Source organism: Bradyrhizobium sp. AZCC 1678 (genome assembly GCF_036924765.1).
Taxonomy (GTDB): domain Bacteria; phylum Pseudomonadota; class Alphaproteobacteria; order Rhizobiales; family Xanthobacteraceae; genus Bradyrhizobium; species Bradyrhizobium algeriense.
In genome coordinates this window covers 5,552,925-5,568,655 of the sequence record NZ_JAZHSE010000001.1, presented here as the reverse complement: position 1 = coordinate 5,568,655, position 15,731 = coordinate 5,552,925, and the positions used below count along the sequence as shown (strand labels likewise).

General features: G+C 62.4%; 14 protein-coding genes. 13 read left to right on the top strand and 1 reads right to left on the bottom strand.

The window, feature by feature from the left end; all coding sequences use genetic code 11:
- Positions 1 to 45 precede the first annotated feature (45 nt).
- The 12 genes from V1294_RS26735 to V1294_RS26680 all read left to right on the top strand — a co-directional run bounded on the left by V1294_RS26735 (position 46) and on the right by V1294_RS26680 (position 12,873).
- Positions 46 to 963, top strand: a complete 918-nt coding sequence (locus V1294_RS26735; protein ID WP_334501295.1) for a carbohydrate ABC transporter permease — start codon at positions 46 to 48, stop codon at positions 961 to 963.
- Complete coding sequence (locus tag V1294_RS26730) at positions 960 to 1,769, top strand: carbohydrate ABC transporter permease (RefSeq protein ID WP_334501293.1); 810 nt, start codon at positions 960 to 962, stop codon at positions 1,767 to 1,769. The genes V1294_RS26735 and V1294_RS26730 overlap by 4 nt, the downstream gene beginning before the upstream one ends.
- Entirely contained in the window at positions 1,769 to 2,608 is an 840-nt protein-coding gene (locus tag V1294_RS26725) for an endonuclease/exonuclease/phosphatase family protein (RefSeq protein ID WP_334355887.1), read from the top strand. Before V1294_RS26730 ends, V1294_RS26725 begins: the two co-directional genes overlap by 1 nt.
- 255 nt (positions 2,609 to 2,863) lie before the next feature.
- Positions 2,864 to 4,201, top strand: coding sequence for an extracellular solute-binding protein (locus V1294_RS26720; protein WP_334484903.1), 1,338 nt, complete (start codon positions 2,864 to 2,866; stop codon positions 4,199 to 4,201).
- A 128-nt stretch (positions 4,202 to 4,329) separates the two neighbouring features.
- A complete protein-coding gene (locus V1294_RS26715) occupies positions 4,330 to 5,280 on the top strand; it encodes an ABC transporter permease subunit (protein WP_334501291.1) in 951 nt (316 codons plus the stop codon).
- Positions 5,281 to 5,284: 4 nt separating this feature from the next.
- The gene (locus V1294_RS26710; protein ID WP_334484899.1) at positions 5,285 to 6,205 is read left to right on the top strand and encodes an ABC transporter permease subunit; all 921 of its coding nucleotides are present in this window, start codon (positions 5,285 to 5,287) and stop codon (positions 6,203 to 6,205) included.
- Between the two features lie 9 nt (positions 6,206 to 6,214).
- On the top strand, positions 6,215 to 6,976 hold the full coding sequence (locus tag V1294_RS26705) for a glycerophosphodiester phosphodiesterase family protein (RefSeq protein WP_334484897.1): 762 nt from the start codon (positions 6,215 to 6,217) through the stop codon (positions 6,974 to 6,976).
- Positions 6,973 to 8,517 carry an alkaline phosphatase D family protein gene (locus tag V1294_RS26700; protein WP_334501289.1) on the top strand — a complete coding sequence of 515 codons (1,545 nt, stop codon included), beginning with the start codon at positions 6,973 to 6,975 and terminating at the stop codon, positions 8,515 to 8,517. Before V1294_RS26705 ends, V1294_RS26700 begins: the two co-directional genes overlap by 4 nt.
- Before the next feature lie 34 nt (positions 8,518 to 8,551).
- Positions 8,552 to 9,352, top strand: coding sequence for an inositol monophosphatase family protein (locus V1294_RS26695; protein ID WP_334501287.1), 801 nt, complete (start codon positions 8,552 to 8,554; stop codon positions 9,350 to 9,352).
- Entirely contained in the window at positions 9,349 to 10,296 is a 948-nt protein-coding gene (locus V1294_RS26690) for a sugar-binding transcriptional regulator (RefSeq protein ID WP_334501284.1), read from the top strand. The genes V1294_RS26695 and V1294_RS26690 overlap by 4 nt, the downstream gene beginning before the upstream one ends.
- Positions 10,293 to 11,750: a xylulokinase gene (gene xylB, locus V1294_RS26685; protein ID WP_334501281.1), complete on the top strand. Its 1,458-nt coding sequence runs from the start codon at positions 10,293 to 10,295 to the stop codon at positions 11,748 to 11,750. Before V1294_RS26690 ends, xylB begins: the two co-directional genes overlap by 4 nt.
- 106 nt (positions 11,751 to 11,856) lie before the next feature.
- Positions 11,857 to 12,873 (top strand): zinc-dependent alcohol dehydrogenase, encoded by a 1,017-nt coding sequence (locus V1294_RS26680; RefSeq protein ID WP_334501278.1) that lies wholly within the window; start codon positions 11,857 to 11,859, stop codon positions 12,871 to 12,873.
- 674 nt (positions 12,874 to 13,547) lie between these two features.
- Here the strand turns inward: V1294_RS26680 and V1294_RS26675 are convergent.
- Positions 13,548 to 14,426, bottom strand: coding sequence for a LysR substrate-binding domain-containing protein (locus tag V1294_RS26675; protein ID WP_334367532.1), 879 nt, complete (start codon positions 14,424 to 14,426; stop codon positions 13,548 to 13,550).
- A 136-nt stretch (positions 14,427 to 14,562) separates the two neighbouring features.
- On the opposite strand from V1294_RS26675, the gene psrA reads away from it, so the two are divergent.
- Positions 14,563 to 15,654 carry an iron-containing alcohol dehydrogenase PsrA gene (psrA, locus tag V1294_RS26670; RefSeq protein WP_334501275.1) on the top strand — a complete coding sequence of 364 codons (1,092 nt, stop codon included), beginning with the start codon at positions 14,563 to 14,565 and terminating at the stop codon, positions 15,652 to 15,654.
- Positions 15,655 to 15,731: the final 77 nt, after the last annotated feature.

Genomic DNA, 15,731 nt, shown 5'->3' with positions numbered 1-15,731 from the left:
AAGGGGGCCGGGTAGGGATTCGCCGCCACTCGGCCCAATAAGCCAATGTCCGATCAACTCGTCATGTCATCAGTTGCGCGCCAGGCGAGATCGCACGCGTGGTGGAACGCAGTGAACGCCTGGCTGCTGTTGTTGCCGGCGGCCGTGCTGCTGCTTGCGTTCACGCACTACCCGATATTGGCGACAATCCGGCATTCCTTCTTTATCACGCGCCGGAATGGCACCGAGGCCTTCGTCGGCCTTGACAGTTATCACTCGATGGCAGCCGATCCGATTTTCTGGAGAGCATTAGCCAACAATTTCTGGTTCGCGCTCGGTACCATTCCGACGTCGATCGCGCTGGCGCTGGCGATGGCGATCTGGGTCAACCGCAATATGCGAGGACGCGGCTTCCTGCGGCTCGCTTATTTCACGCCCACCGTGCTGCCGATGATAGCGGTCGCAAACATCTGGCTGTTTTTCTATACGCCGGACTATGGATTGCTCGATCAGTTGCGCGGATTGTTCGGTTTCGGGGGCTGGAATTGGCTTGGCGATCCAAGCACGGTGATGGGCTGTCTGATCGTCATGGTGATCTGGAAGGAGGCCGGCTTCTTCATGATTTTCTATCTCGCCGCGCTTCAGCAGCTTTCGCCTGATCTCGAGGAGGCGGCGGCCGTGGAAGGAGCGAGCCGCTGGTACACGTTCCGGCGGATCACCTTCCCGTTACTGATGCCGACCACGTTATTTGTGGCCATCAACGCGGTCATCAATTCATTCAAGTTGGTGGATCACCTTGTCATCATGACCAAAGGCGGCCCCAATAACGCAAGTACGTTGCTGCTGTATTACATCTATGAAGTTGCATTCACGTTCCAGGATTCGGCCTATGCAGCAACGCTGACCGTCGTGCTGCTGGTCTTGCTGAGCACCGTCGCATTGATCAAGTTCGGCTATCTTGATCGCAGGATCCACTATCAATGAACGGGCGGACACATCCTCTTGAGGCAGTTGCCGCGTGGCTTTTGGCGCTGCTGTGGCTTGCGCCGCTGGCCTACGCGTTCTGGAGCGCACTGCATCCTGCCGCTTATGCAACGTCGTTCAGCCTGTCTGCGCCCTGGACGCTGGAGAATTTTGCGCGGGCATGGCATCAGGCGCCGTTCGGTCGTTACTACTTGAATACGGTCATCCTGGTTGTTCTGATCCTGATCGGACAGCTCGTCCTCTCAACGCTGGCGGCCTACGCCTTCGCGCGCTTCAAGTTCAAAGGCAGCGGCATCGCGTTTGCGCTCGTCCTGCTCCAATTGCTGATTATGCCCGACGTACTGATTGTCGAGAATTACCGCATGATCGGAAAGCTCGGATTGCTGGACACCATTCCGGCGATCGCGCTGCCGTATCTCGCGAGCGCGTTCGGCATCTTCCTGTTACGCCAGACATTCAAGAGTGTTCCGCTAGAGCTGGTGGAAGCGGCCCGGGTCGAAGGGGCAGGGCCGTTGCAGATCCTCTGGCGGGTTTACGTTCCGCTGGCGCGGCCCACCTATGTCGCGTTCGGTCTCGTTTCGGTCAGCTATCACTGGAACAATTTCCTGTGGCCCCTGATCGTCACGAATTCGGTCGAGGCGCGACCTCTGACGGTAGGGTTGGCGGTGTTCGGCGCACCGGAAACCGGCGTAGACTGGTCGATCATCACCGCCGCGACTGTAATGACGATGGCGCCCCTGTTGTTCGCGTTCCTGCTGTTCCAGCGGCAGTTCGTCCAATCCTTCATGCGCGCGGGTATCCGCTGATGCGGTTGGTCACGTGGAATATCCAGTGCGGAAAGGGTTGCGATGGCGTGACCGACCTGGCGCGGATCGTTGCCGTCGCGAAGGAAATGGCCGACGCCGATGTCTTCTGTTTCCAGGAGGTATCTTCCGGTTTTTCCAAACTCGATGGCGATATGGATCAAAGTGCGCAAATTGCTGCACTGCTACCCGGTTATCTGCCGGTGTTTAGACCGGCTATCGAAACGATGGACAGCGCGAACGTATTACACCAATTCGGGAACATGACGCTGTCGCGCTTGCCGATCTTGCAGATTGCCAATCACCTTCTGCCGTGGCCGGGAGCAGGTGCCATGCGCAGCATGCGCCGTCACGCGCTGGAGGTCACGGTTCAGGCCGCGTTCGGCGCTCTGCGGATCGTCAACACGCATCTCGAATATCACTCTGCAGGCCAGCGCGAAGCCCAGATTACCCGGCTGCTGGACCTGCAGCAGGAAGCCTCGACGAGCCCCAAAGTGTCCGATTCACAACACAACGACCCTTACGGAGGTCAGACGGTGGCAGCGTCGAGCCTACTGTGCGGTGATTTCAACTTCGATGTGTCTGACTCGCAGCACGCGTTGATTCATCAATCGGTGCGTTCCGGCCTCAACTATCGGGACGCATGGACCATCTGTCACCCGGGCCAATCGAGATCGCCGACCTGCGGACTTTACGATCATGCGCAGTGGGTTGATGGCCCCGACTGTCGCGATTTTATTTTCACGACAGAAGATTTGACCGGTCTGGTCCGCCGCGTCGAAGTCAACGGCAAGACCGACGCCTCCGATCATCAACCCATCCTCATCGAACTCGCTGATTGAGCAGATGGCGCGTCACTCCAGCGATCGAGTAGGGGGCCTTCCTGAGCCAATGCCCGGCCGTGCTCGCGGTCGATCGTGCCAGGCACCTTGCGCACGGACCAACCGGACTTAGCGAGCGGCGCTGAAGTCGCCCAAAAATCACCGCACCCGGGCCCTTTCATCATGCCGACACATATGTCATTGTAGAAATACAAATGATCGCGGACGGGTTTTTTGAGGCGCCGGCTTGCCGGACCGCGGGAGGGAGGATTACCCATGAAGAAAACGGCATTCATGGCGGTTTTGTTGGGGGTTTTGGCATTGGCAGCACCTGCGCAGGCGGCACGCGTCGAGGTGCAATGGTGGCACGCCATGAGCGGCGTGCTGGGCGACCGGCTCAACGAACTTGTCGAGAAATTCAACGCCTCGCAGGACAAATACACCGTCGTCGCGGTCGCCAAGGGCAATTACGACGAGGTGACCAATGGCGTAATCGCGGCCTATCGCGCCAAGCGCCCGCCCGAAATGGTGCAGATCGCCGAGCGCGGCTACCTGACGATGCTGCTCTCCGGCGCGATCGTGCCGGTGCAGGATCTCCTGGATCAGAAGGGCTACAAGATCGACTGGCCCGACTTCATCAAGCCGGTGGCGAGCTTCTGGAGCTATAAGGGCCGGATGTCGGCGATGCCGTTCAACTCCTCGACCCCGATCTTCTGGTACAACAAGGAGCATTTCCGCAAAGCGGGCTTCGACAAGCCGGCTGACACCTGGCAGGAGCTGGAGGCGCAGCTTTATGCCATCAAGGCAAAGGGCGTCAGCGAGTGCGGCACGGTACTGCCGGGCGATTTCTATTGGAGCCTGCTGGAGAACTACAGCGCCATCAACAACCAGCCCTACGGCACGCTCGCCAACGGCTTCGGTGGGCTCGGCACCGAATTCGTGTACAACAAGACCAAGGTGGTCTCGCAAGTCGCGCGCCTGAAGAAATGGCTTGACGATGGCGTCCTGCAGATCGCCGGCCAGGGTTTAAGCCCCGAGCAGTTGTTCACCTCCGGACGCTGTTCGACCTTCGTCAACTCGACCGCGTCGCACGGCAATATCGAGCGCAACGCCAAGATCGAGTGGAGCGCCACCTTCCTGCCGCACGAGAACGATATCAATCCGCCGCTCAACAGCACCATCGGCGGCGGCGCGATCTGGGTGATGAAAGGCCATACGCCGGAGCGCTACGACGCGGTCGCCGCTTTCCTCGATTTCGTCGCTCAACCGGAGACGCAAGTGTGGTGGCATGGCGTGACCGGTTACGTCCCGGCGACCAGCAAAGCCTATGCGCTGGCGCGCGAGCGTGGCTACTACAAGGAGCATCCGACTCGCGAGATCGCGGTGCTGCAGCTCTCGCGCGGCACGCCCAACGACAATTCGCGCGGATTCCGTTTCGGCAATTTCGTGCAGACGATGCTGGCGCAGCGCAGCGAGGTCGAAGCGGTGTTCACCGGCCAGAAGCAGCCGCAGCAGGCGATGGATGACGCCGTCAAGCGTGGCAACGAAATCCTACGGCAGTTCGAGAAGCTTAACGCCGGAAAAGACGCCGAGGCGGGCCGCGAGCCGAAATGAATGCAAGCTCGCCGATCGCAAGCTCGCCGATCTGGCCGGAATCGCCCGCGGTGCAGGTAGCGCAGCCTTCCGGCCTGGTCAGATCGCAGCACCCATCGCCCGGCGCAACCGTTGCCGAGCATAGCTCAGTGACGCCCCGGCCCATCAGGGCGCGGACGCCCAGGCGCGGCCAGCCCGATCGCGAGCCGGGGCTGAAGCGGGCGAATTTCGGCCGTGAGGCCGGCTTGCCGACGCTATTGCTGCTGCCGCAGTTGCTGATCCTGGTTTGCTTCTTCTTCATCCCGTCGCTGCGCGCGCTGATGCAGTCCGTGCTGCTGAGCGATCCGTTCGGCAGCAACGTCCAGTTTGTGTGGTTCGACAATTTCAAGGCGCTGTTCGCAAGCGGCGAATATCGCCAGTCGATTGTCACGACGATCTGGTTCACGGTGACGCAGAATGTGATTACGCTTGCGGTCGCCGTGGTACTGGCATTCGCCAGCGACCGGGTGGTGCGCGGACGTTCCGTCTACCGGACCCTTATCCTGCTGCCCTATGCGATCGCGCCCGCGATCGCCGGCATCCTGTGGGCGTTCCTGTTCAATCCGGTCGTTGGCCCGCTCGCACACATGCTGCACGCGCTCGGGATTTCCTGGGATCCCAACCGAAATCCGAACGACGCGCTGTGGCTTGTGATCATGGCGGCGTCATGGAAGCACATCTGCTACGACTACATCTTCCTGGCCGTCGGCCTTTTGGCAGTGCCGGCCTCGCTGATGGAAGCGGCTGCCGTCGACGGCGCCGGGCCGATACGGCGTTTCTTCCTGATTGCGCTTCCCATGCTTGGACCAACCGTCTTCTTCCTCGCCGTGATGAACTTCATCTACGGTTTCTTCGAAACCTTCGCCATCATCGATGCGGTCACCCATGGCGGGCCGGCCGGCGCGACCAACATCCTGGTGTACAAGGTCTATGTCGACGGCTTCATCAATCTCGACCTGGGCTCCTCGGCGGCGCAGTCGGTGCTGCTGATGACGTTCGCGCTGATCTGCACGTTGCTGCAATTCCGCTATTTCGACCACAAGGTCAACTACGGGGTCTGACCGCATGGTGGAACGCGCGCCCGTCCTCGACACGATCTGCCACGCGATCCTGATCGCCGGCGCGCTATTGGTGTGCGTGCCGCTTTACTTTGCGTTTGTCGCGGGGTCGCTGACGATCGCCGAAGTGCAGAAGGTGCCGCTGCCGTGGCTGCCGGGAGGCCAGTTTGTCGCCAATCTGCAGGCGGCATGGGCCAAGGCCGATTTCAGCCGCACGTTCCTCAATTCCATTGTGGTGGCGGTTGGCATCACCGCCGGCAAGATCGCGGTGTCGTTACTCTCCGCCTTCGCCATCACTTATTTCCGCTTCCGTTACCGGATGTTGGCGTTCTGGCTGATCTTTATGTCGCTGATGCTGCCGATCGAGGTTCGGATCGTGCCGACGTTCGAAGCGGTGGCGAATGCCGCGCTGCCGCTGCAATGGCTCGCCGATATGCTTCACGTTGCCGATCTCTGGAAATGGATCAGCGGTCACGATGTTACGATCACGCTGGAATGGAACATGGTCAATACCTATCCGGGGCTGATCCTGCCGCTGATAGCGTCGGCCACAGCAACCTTCCTGTTCCGGCAATTCTTCCTCACCGTGCCGGATGAATTGTGTGAGGCCGCAAGGCTCGACGGCGCGTCGCCGCTGCGTTTCTTTTGGAGCATCCTGCTGCCGCTGTCGGTCTCGAACATCATCGCACTCGCGATCATCCTGTTCCTGTTCGGCTGGAACCAGTATCTGTGGCCGTTGCTGTTCACCACCGACAAGGACATGGCGACCGCCGTGATCGCGCTGAAGAACCTAATCCCGCGCTCCGACAGCGAGCCGGCCTGGAACATCGCCATGAGCGGCGCGCTGCTTACGATGCTGCCGCCGACGCTGGTGATATTGCTGTTGCAGCGCTGGTTCCTCAAAGGGCTTATCGACAGCAGCAAATAGGGACGAAGTATGGTTTTCATCGCCGGACACCGCGGCGCTCGCGACCTTTGGCCGGAGAACAGTCTGCTCGGCTTCCGCAATCTATGCGGACTTGGCGTCGAAGCGGTCGAGTTCGATATTCACCAGAGCGCCGACGGTGGGCTCGTTGTCATTCACGATCCGCTGCTCGATCGCACCACGCATGACACCGGACTGGTCGGGGTCCGTACGTTGAAGCAATTGACCGCGACGCGCCTGCGCGACGCCGGCGAGGAATGCATTCCGACGCTTGATGCCGTGCTCGACCTGTTCAGCGATTCACCGCTCGAACTTCACATCGAGATCAAGACCGACGCCTTCGGCAATCCCTATCCGGGCATCGAAGAGCGTCTGGTCGACGCGGTGAAGCGGCGCGGACTCGAGCAACGCGCCGTGCTCACCTGCTTCGTGCCTGGCGCGATCGAGATTGTGCGACGGCTGAACCCGCAGGCGCGGGTGCTGGTCTCGCTGGACCGCCGGTCGGCGGAGATGATGGGCGGCATGGCGACGGCGCTCGACCGTCTGGCCGCCATTCCCGACTGCATCGTGGCGATCGAGAAGTCGCTGCTGGCGCTGGCGCAGCCGCTGGCGCTGAAAGTTCTGGGTCGCGGCCGGCTCGGTGCCTGGGTGACGAACGAGCCGCAGGAGATCGCCCACTGGCTGGCGCAGCCGGTGCGGCAGATCACAACAGACCGGCCCGATCTCGCGGTGAATATCCGGCGCGAGATGATATCCGCGGCCGCGCCATCATGAGCAGCCTCATGATTCCACGCCGGCGATTCCTCACCGGCTCGCTGGCCAGCGCTGCGGTGGCTTCGCCATTCGGGATCGTGCGCGGTGCGCCGGTGACGTTCAGCACGGATCCATACACGCTCGGCGTTGCGTCCGGCTGCCCGCGCGAGGACAGCGTCATCCTATGGACACGCCTCGCGCCGCGACCGCTCGAGGAGGGCGGGATGCCGGCTTCGCCGGTCGAGGTCGAGTGGCAGGTTGCGGAGGATGAAGGATTTGCGCGCATCGCAGCACACGGCGTCGTTCGCGCGACCGCGGAGCTTGCGCATTCGGTGCATGCCGAGGCGAAAGGCCTGCGGCCGGGCCGCGTCTACTGGTACCGGTTTCGCGCCGGGTCGGCGGTGAGCCCGGTCGGGCGCACCCGCACCGCGCCGGCCGGGGGCAATAGCCGATTCCGTTTTGCCTTCGCTTCCTGCCAGCAATACGAGCAGGGCTACTACGCCGCGTATCGTGACATGGCCGCGCGCGACCTCGATCTGGTCGTGCATCTCGGCGACTACATCTACGAGAAGTCCTGGGGCTCGCGCCACGTCCGCCAGCACGGCGTCGGGATTCCGACAACGCTTGCTGAATTCCGCAATCGCTACGCACTCTACAAATCCGACGCCGACCTGCAGGCCGCGCACGCCGCCTTTCCGTGGCTGTCGGTCTGGGACGACCACGAGGTAGCGGACGACTATGCCAATGATCGCTCCTACACGACGCGCGATCCGGAGCATTTCCTGAAAATCCGGGCCGCCGCCTATCAGGCCTATTACGAGCACATGCCGTTGCCGCCGTCGGCGCGTCCGCATGGCCCAAACGCGACCATCTACGAGCATTATCGTTTCGGCGACATGCTGGACATGCTGCTGCTCGATGACCGTCAATATCGCTCCGCGCCAGCCTGCGTGAATGGCGGACGTCCGACATGGGTACAGGACTGCCCGGAGCGCACGGAAGAGATGCGTAGCATGCTCGGGCGTCCGCAGGAGCAATGGCTTGATGCACGGTTCCAAGACAAGCGCGGGCGCTGGACCGTCGTGGCGCAGCAGACCTTGATGGCTGAAGCCAAGCGAAAGGACGCCGAGAGCGGTGACCGCTTTTGGATGGATGGCTGGGATGGATATCCCAATGCCCGCCGCCGCCTGCTCGATTCGATCGTCACACACAAGGTGCGCAATCCGGTCGTCATCGGCGGTGACCGCCACGCTTACTTTGCTGCCGATCTCAAGCGCGAGTGTTCGCGACCGCGTGGGTCGACCATCGCGGCCGAATTCGTCGGCACCTCGATCACCTCGCAAGGGCCAGGCGAGAGCGGCGTGCGCAGCGCGCTCGCCGGCAACCCGGAACTGATCTATGCCAATGGCGAGAAGCGCGGTTACGCGGTTATGGAGCTCGATTCGCGATCCTGCACGGTCGGCTTCGAGGCGGTCGACGACGTCAAGGACGCGCACAGCGCGGTGCGTCGGCTCGCAACCTTCGTGGTCGAGGATGGCGTGCCCGGCGTGAAGGCAGCCTGAATTGAACAGCTTCCACCAACAGAGCTTGATGCCGATGTCTGCTGAGAAGGATTTAATGGCGCTGATGCGCGGCGCCGAGCCGGTGGTAGCAGAGGCGGCCGCGACGCTGGTCGCAATGCAGCGCGCGCCGCTTGCGACAACGCGCAAGGAACTGCGTGACATCGTTACGGATGCCGATCTCGCCGCGGAGAGGATCGTGATCGATGGGCTAAGAGCACTGACACCGGGGGCGGCGATCCTGTCGGAGGAGAGGGGTTTTAGCGGTGGCGCAAGCCTGTCGCGCTGGATCATCGATCCGCTCGACGGTACCGTGAATTACGCTGTCGGTCTACCGTGGTTCTCGGTCAGCGCCGCCTATCATGATGGCGGCGAATCGTTGGTCGGCCTGATCGAGTCGCCGCTGGCCGATATCCGCGGCCGCTACGTGCGGGGCGCGCTGGCGACGGTGAATGGCGAGCCGGTGCGGGTGTCGCACACGCGCGCGCTTGCAGACGCGGTGGTGTCGGTGATCCTGACCTCGCATTACCAGCCCGACGAAGTCCGGACGGCCGCGGCCATTATCGAGCGGCTTGGCTCGGCGGTGCGCGGTGTCCGCATCGTCGTCTCGGGCGCGCTCGAAATGACATGGATTGCGGCCGGCCGGCTCGATGCCTTTGTGTCGATCAAGGCCGATCTCGTCTCGCATGCCGCCGCGATGCCGCTGGTGCGCGCAGCGGGCGGACGCGTGACCACGGTCGCCGGCGCCGATTCGCAGTTTGACGATTTGGAAAAGATCGCCTCAAATGGTCACATCCATGACGAGCTTCTGAGGCTGCTGCAGGAGATTACACATTGAGTGACCAGACCATCCTGCGGGTCGCCTGGCTCTACTACATGGAGAACCTGACCCAGGCCGAGATCGGCGAGCGGCTCGGACTGACGCGCGCGCGGGTCAACCGCATGCTCTCGGAGGCGCGCCACAGTGGCATCGTCAGTATCCGGCTCAATTCGACGTTCGCAAGCTGTACTGAGCTTGAGCATCAGTTGCGGCAGCAATGCGGGATCGACGATGCGGTGGTGATCCCGAGCCCGGAAAACCCCGAACTGGTGGCGAGCCTGATCGGAATGGCGGCGGGGGCCTACCTGTCGAAATTCCTGGAAGAGAAGAAGCCGCGCACCATCGGCATCGGCTGGGGCGCGACCTTGCGCGAAACCATCCGTCACGTCACACCTGCGGAGTATCCCGACCTCTGGATCGTCTCGATGATGGGCGGGCTCTCGCGCGGGCTCGAACTCAATACTTTCGAGATCGCGGGCGAGCTGGCGCGCCGGCTGCATGCCAAATGTAGTTACCTGGCGGCACCGATCTATGCCAGCAGCCGGCGCTCGCGCGACACCTTCATGGCCCAGGAAGTCTATGCGGAGGTCTTGGACCGCGTCGACCGGATCGATCTCGCGCTGCTCAGCATGGGGGATCTCTCGCCGCGCTCGCTCTTGGTGCGCCACGGACTTCCTCCCGACGTCGGCATCGAGGATCTGCGCGGTGCCGGCGCCGTCGGCGACGTGCTCGGACAGTACCTCGACCAGTCGGGCCGGCAGATCAGCCACGGCATCAACGCGCGCGCCATCGCGTTGCCGATCGAAAAGCTCGCGCGGGCGCCGACCGTAATGTTGATTGCCGGCGGGACCAACAAGGCGCCGATCATTGCGGCGGCCCTGCAGGGGCGGATCGGCAAGGTGCTGGTGACGGATGAAAAGGCCGCGGCCGGCGCACTCAAGCTGATCGGCAAGCGGCGGTGAGCTTGTATCTCGGGCTCGACATCGGGACCTCCGCCGTCAAGGCGATCATCGTAGACGCCGAGGACCGAGAGCAGGCGAGCGCCGAGGCGCTGCTCTCGATCGATCGTCCGCGACCGCTATGGTCGGAGCAGCATCCCGACGCGTGGTGGACGGCGGCGGCTGCCGTTCTCGATCGTCTCGCCGCCGACCATCCGAAGCTGATGTCCGGTATCGCAGCGATCGGCCTGTCGGGTCAAATGCTCGGTGTCGCGCTGGTCGACGCTTCCGGCCGGCCAATCCGGCCAGCGCCGTTGTGGAATGACGGGCGGGCGGCGGCCGAATGCGCCGAGCTCGACTCCAGGCTCCCCGATTTCGCCGAACTCGCCGGTGCCCGGCCGATGCCCGGCTTTTCCGCGCCGAAGATCCTGTGGCTGGCGCGCCATGAGCCGGATGCGATCCGCCGCACGCGCCGGATCCTGCTGCCCAAGGATTATGTACGGCTCTGCCTCACTGGCGACGCCGTATCCGATCGTGCCGACGCCTCCGCGACGCTGTTGATGGATACGCGGGCCGGCGTGTGGTCGCCGCGGCTTGCCGAAGCGTGCGGGATCGCGACCGATGTCCTGCCAGAGCTAGTCGAGAGCGGCATGATTGGTGGCACGCTGCGGCCGGAGCTGGCGCAGCGCTTCGGGTTGCGGGTGCATCTTCCGGTCGCCGGCGGCGCGGGCGACAACATGGCGGGTGCGGTCGGCGCCGGCGTGGTTCGGACCGGCAACGCCTTCATCAGCCTTGGCACGTCAGGCGTCTATTTCGTCGCCAATGATCGCTTCGTGCCGGCCCGAGGCCAAGGCATGCACACCCACCGGCACGCCGTGCCTGGTCTGTTCGGCCAGCACGGATGCGTGTTGAGCGCTGCAAGCGCGCTGACATGGATCGCTTGTATCCTCGGCGTCGCGTCGATCGAGCGGTTCCTCGCCGAGATCGAGGCCGCGAATTTTTCGCCGGCGGAGATCCCGGTGTTCTCGCCCTATCTCAGCGGCGAACGAACCCCGCATGACGATCCGCTTGCCAGCGCTACGCTGTCGAACCTGCGCGCCGCGGCAGGCCCGCTTCATATCGGCCGCGCTGTATTGGAAGGCGTCGCCTTTGCGATGGCCGACTGCCACGACGCGCTCACGGAAGCCGGCGCGCCCATTGAAACGATCGCGCTAATCGGCGGCGGAGCGCGCAGCCGTTTCTGGGGACGGATCATCGCCACGGTGATCGATCGCCCCTTGCAGTTGCCGCCACTCGCCCCGCTCGGGCCGGCGCTCGGCGCCGCGCGTTTGGCGCGGCAAGCCAGCGGTGGCGCGTTGACCGGGGAGGCGGAGAGGAACGCCACGATCACACTCGAGCCGGACGCGCCATCCCGCGCCGGCCTGCAGGAACGGCGGGCGATCTACCGGCAGCATTATGCAAAAATGCGAGGTTCCTGAGCCTTCGGCGGCTGGGTAGAACATTTGTAATTGTAAAAGGACATATGTATGGTGCCAACGGTTGCCCGTCGTGGTGCCAACGACATGCAGGGATCAAGGCTTGGACATGCGCGCAGCGGTTCTTCACGACATTCGCGACATCCGCGTCACTGACATTCCGGCGCCGACGCCGACGGCGGACGAGGTGATTGTGCGGGTCAAGGCCGTCGGCGTGTGCGGCAGCGACTTGCATTCCTATCTCGAAGGCGGCACCACCGGCCCGACCCGGATCAATCCGTTTGTGCTCGGCCATGAATTCTCGGGCACGTTGACCCCCGACACCGCGCGACGGGCAGGGTTGCCGGCGGATGCGCTGATGGCGGTGGACCCCGCGATTTCCTGCGGCCGCTGCGAATGGTGCCACCGCGGCCACACCAACCTGTGCCCGAACGTGCGCTTCCTGGGCTACGCGCCGAACGACGGCGCGATGGCCGAGTTCGTCTGCGTGCCGAAGTCCGCCGTGCATATCGTGCCCGACAGTATCGATCCGGCCGCTGCCGCTATCCTGGAGACGCTCGGAGTTGCGATCCACGCCATGGACCTGGCGCGCCCGCGGCTGATGGAAACGGTTGCGGTGCTCGGCTGCGGGCCGGTAGGTTTGCTGCTGGTGCAACTGGCGCGGTTGGCCGGTGCCGGCAAGATCGTCGCGATCGACCCGGTCGATGAACGCACGGCGCTGGCCTGCGATCTCGGCGCCGACGTTGCTTGCCGCAGCCAGGAAGAGGTCGCGAGGGCGACCGACGGCCGCGGCGCCGACCTCGTGGTCGAGGCGACCGACTCCTCGCACGGTTTCGAGCACGCGGCGCGCAGTGCCCGTATCGGCGGCCGCGTCGTCATCGTCGGCATTCCGGAAAACAATCAATACGTCCTGAGCGGCGCCGAATCGCGTCGCAAAGGCCTGTCGATCAAATTTTCGCGTCGCATGCCGGAGGTCTATCCGCGAGCAATCGCATTAACGCAGAGCGGCCGGGTCAGGCTTGCACCCTTAGCCACGCATCGCTTCTCGCTCGACCAGGCGCCGCTGGCATTTGAGCAACAGGTCGCGCGTCGCGATGGGATTATCAAGGCGATCATCTATCCATAGACGGCGGCGTTTCGCTCACGACCAGGGAGTACCCAAAGGAGAGCCGTTCTCTGCAAAACTCCCTCTTCCACAGAGTTTGGCCCGGACACCGGTGCGAAGACTGCTATCGAGCAGGCGGACACTTGCGAAACGTAGTCATCGCGGTGTTTCGCCTTTTTTGCGATGAAGCCACCAAATCTACGATCAAGTGGAGACATCGTAGCCAGATCACTCGCGTACCGGTAGTTTGTCGACTGCTGAAGCACGTCGAGGAGCAATGAAGATAGGCGTTTCTGGTGCGGTGCCTCAGAGGGGGCGAAATGAAACCTGCCAAGTGATTGATTTTTGGTGGGCCCGGCAGGACTCGAACCTGCAACCAGACCGTTATGAGCGGGAGGACAATGGTCGGCTTCGTTGATTCTTCTACATTTTCGTTCGAGTTCGGTTGCGTTCGCTGCGGTTTGTTCAAATCGTTTCTGGTGCGAGACTGGTGCGGTCCGCAGTCCCGCCTCGGATGTGTGAATCTTGGAGTGGGCGAACAATGCGTGGTGCAGGAAGCCTTCGCCATCGCGCGAGAGACGCAAGTCGCCTGCGCAAGCTAAGCCTCTTCTGTTTCTGAGCCAAAGCGGTCATTGCTCGGCCAATAGTGCTCTCCAGGCAATTACTCCCGCTCAACCCAATTACCTCTAACGACGCTACTTTGTATTGGAAACCTTTGTCTTACGCACGACTTCGAGAAACGCGCGGATGATCCGGCTGGTTTCGCGTTTCCGCAAGATCACAACATGCGCATAGGTGAAGATTCCCGCATTACTGATTGGGATGAGGCGCAGAGAAGAGTCTGGAACGAACTCGGCTTCGGAGACGTAGCTTATGCCCAACCCGCGAATGACGGCTTCGCGGATCGCCTCGCGGCTTCCGATCTCCATGACGATGCGCGGCTTGATCTTTGCCTTAGCGAGCGCTTGCTCGAACGCGCGTCGCGTCGTAGAGCCGGTCTCACGGATAATTAGTGGTTCGCCTTCGAGTTCGGAGATCTTGACGCTCTTCTGCTTCGCCAGCGGATGATCGGTGCGCACAAAGACGCCGACTGGATGGCGTCTATATGGAAGAGTGAGAAGACGATCGTCCTCATCAATGTGCGCTAGCACCGCGATGTCGCTCTTGTAGTCAAGAAGATCATCGAGGACCTCGTGCGAGTTGCCGAGCTTCACGGCGAGTTCGATCCCCGGATAGGCGCGATTGAAGGCCGCAAGCATCTCGGTGACGTGATAGGGGCCGACCGCGCCAATCGAAAGCCGACCGGTCTTGAGCTCGCGCGACTGCTCCAGGAATGCGACCGCTTCTTCTTCCTCGGCAAACAGGCGCGACGTAATCGCCAGTAGTTGCCGTCCCGTGTCGGTCAACTCGCGGCGGCGGCCCTTCTTGATGAAGAGCTCGACGCCGTACTCCTCCTCCAGCGCGCCGACCTGGGCTGTCAGCGTCGGCTGCGTGATGTGAACTGCATCCGACGCGGCATTGAAGCCGCCTGCAGTCGCCACAGCATGGAAGGAGCGAATCTGGGTGTATCGCATAGAACAAATCTATCTATTTATCTGAAAAAATCAATTTGTCGATGTAACAGCGTTCAGCAATGGTCCGGACCACAACGAGCGCTCACGAGAAGCGCGGAAGTAGCAGCGCTTCAGGCGCGATCAAGGGTGGAACGTTATGCGGTGGGCCTACTGGAATCCCGTAAAAGTTCGCTTCGGCGCAGGGACATTCGATGAAGTCGGAGGTCTGATCGGCAAGCGCCGCTATGCCCTCGTGACCTATAATCAATCGATTTTCAACGATCTGGCGGCGCGCCTTACAAAGGTCGCGGGCGAGCCGGTTGCCGTCATCGACAATATCGAGACCAACCCGGATTGCGCCGATCTGGTGAATTCCTGCCGTGTCTTCGGCGCTGCAACGCAAGCGCCTGAAGTCATCGTTGCCCTCGGTGGCGGCTCGATGATGGATGCCGCCAAGGTGCTGGCTGCAAGCAAGGGCGACTTCGAGAATGTCCGCCGCCATCTTACCGAGAAGGCCCCGCTGGACACGTCGGCGATCGTGCCGATCATTGCGGTGCCGACTACTTCCGGAACAGGCAGCGAAGTCACCCATTGGGCAACCGTGTGGGATTCGGCCAACGGCAGCAAGTATTCGCTGGCGCATCCGTTGCTCTATCCCGAAGCCGCCGTGCTCGATCCGCAGCTTATGCTTGGGGCGCCGCGAGGGCTGACCCTGGCGACCGGTCTCGACTCCCTGTCACATGCGCTCGAGAGCATCTGGAACGTCAACGCCAACTCGGTCTCGGCCGGCTTCGCGGTCGAGGCCGCACGCGAGATCATCGAAACGTTGCCGCGCCTGCTCGACAATCTCGGCGATGTCGATCTGCGCACCCGTCAGGCGCGCGGCAGCCTGCTCGCCGGCTTCGCTTTCTCGCAGACCAAGACGGCTTTGGCCCACAACATCTCCTACGACATTACGCTGAAGATCGGACTGATCCACGGCATCGCCTGTTCGTTCTCGCTGCCGATCGTGATGGGGTGGGCAATAGGCAACAGCCCCGACTGCGACGCCGCACTGCGCCGCATCTTTGGCCCGGACCTCAGCGAAGGTGTCCGCAAGCTGCGGTCTTTCCTCGAGGGGATCGGTGTCAAGACTGATCCTGCCACCTACGGCGTTTCGCCGGCGGAATGGACACGCCTGGTCGAGAAGGCGCTGGAAGGCGAGCGCGGCAGGAATTTCATTGGAAGGCAGACGGTCAAGGCAGCGTAGTGAAACAGACCTAAAGGCGAACGCGCCCATCACAAACCACCGGCAATGGTCAAAAAGACCAACGGAATCACAGGAGG

What these genes read in the sequence shown, in the direction of transcription:
- V1294_RS26725 (WP_334355887.1), top strand. Translation starts at nt 1,769, where the DNA reads ATGCGGTTGGTCACGTGGAATATCCAGTGCGGAAAGGGTTGCGATGGC.
- V1294_RS26700 (WP_334501289.1), top strand. Translation starts at nt 6,973, where the DNA reads ATGAGCAGCCTCATGATTCCACGCCGGCGATTCCTCACCGGCTCGCTG.
- V1294_RS26695 (WP_334501287.1), top strand. Translation starts at nt 8,552, where the DNA reads ATGTCTGCTGAGAAGGATTTAATGGCGCTGATGCGCGGCGCCGAGCCG.
- V1294_RS26680 (WP_334501278.1), top strand. Translation starts at nt 11,857, where the DNA reads ATGCGCGCAGCGGTTCTTCACGACATTCGCGACATCCGCGTCACTGAC.
- V1294_RS26730 (WP_334501293.1), top strand. Translation starts at nt 960, where the DNA reads ATGAACGGGCGGACACATCCTCTTGAGGCAGTTGCCGCGTGGCTTTTG.
- psrA (WP_334501275.1), top strand. Translation starts at nt 14,563, where the DNA reads ATGCGGTGGGCCTACTGGAATCCCGTAAAAGTTCGCTTCGGCGCAGGG.
- V1294_RS26710 (WP_334484899.1), top strand. Translation starts at nt 5,285, where the DNA reads ATGGTGGAACGCGCGCCCGTCCTCGACACGATCTGCCACGCGATCCTG.
- V1294_RS26720 (WP_334484903.1), top strand. Translation starts at nt 2,864, where the DNA reads ATGAAGAAAACGGCATTCATGGCGGTTTTGTTGGGGGTTTTGGCATTG.
- V1294_RS26705 (WP_334484897.1), top strand. Translation starts at nt 6,215, where the DNA reads ATGGTTTTCATCGCCGGACACCGCGGCGCTCGCGACCTTTGGCCGGAG.
- V1294_RS26675 (WP_334367532.1), bottom strand. Translation starts at nt 14,426, where the DNA reads ATGCGATACACCCAGATTCGCTCCTTCCATGCTGTGGCGACTGCAGGC.
- V1294_RS26735 (WP_334501295.1), top strand. Translation starts at nt 46, where the DNA reads ATGTCCGATCAACTCGTCATGTCATCAGTTGCGCGCCAGGCGAGATCG.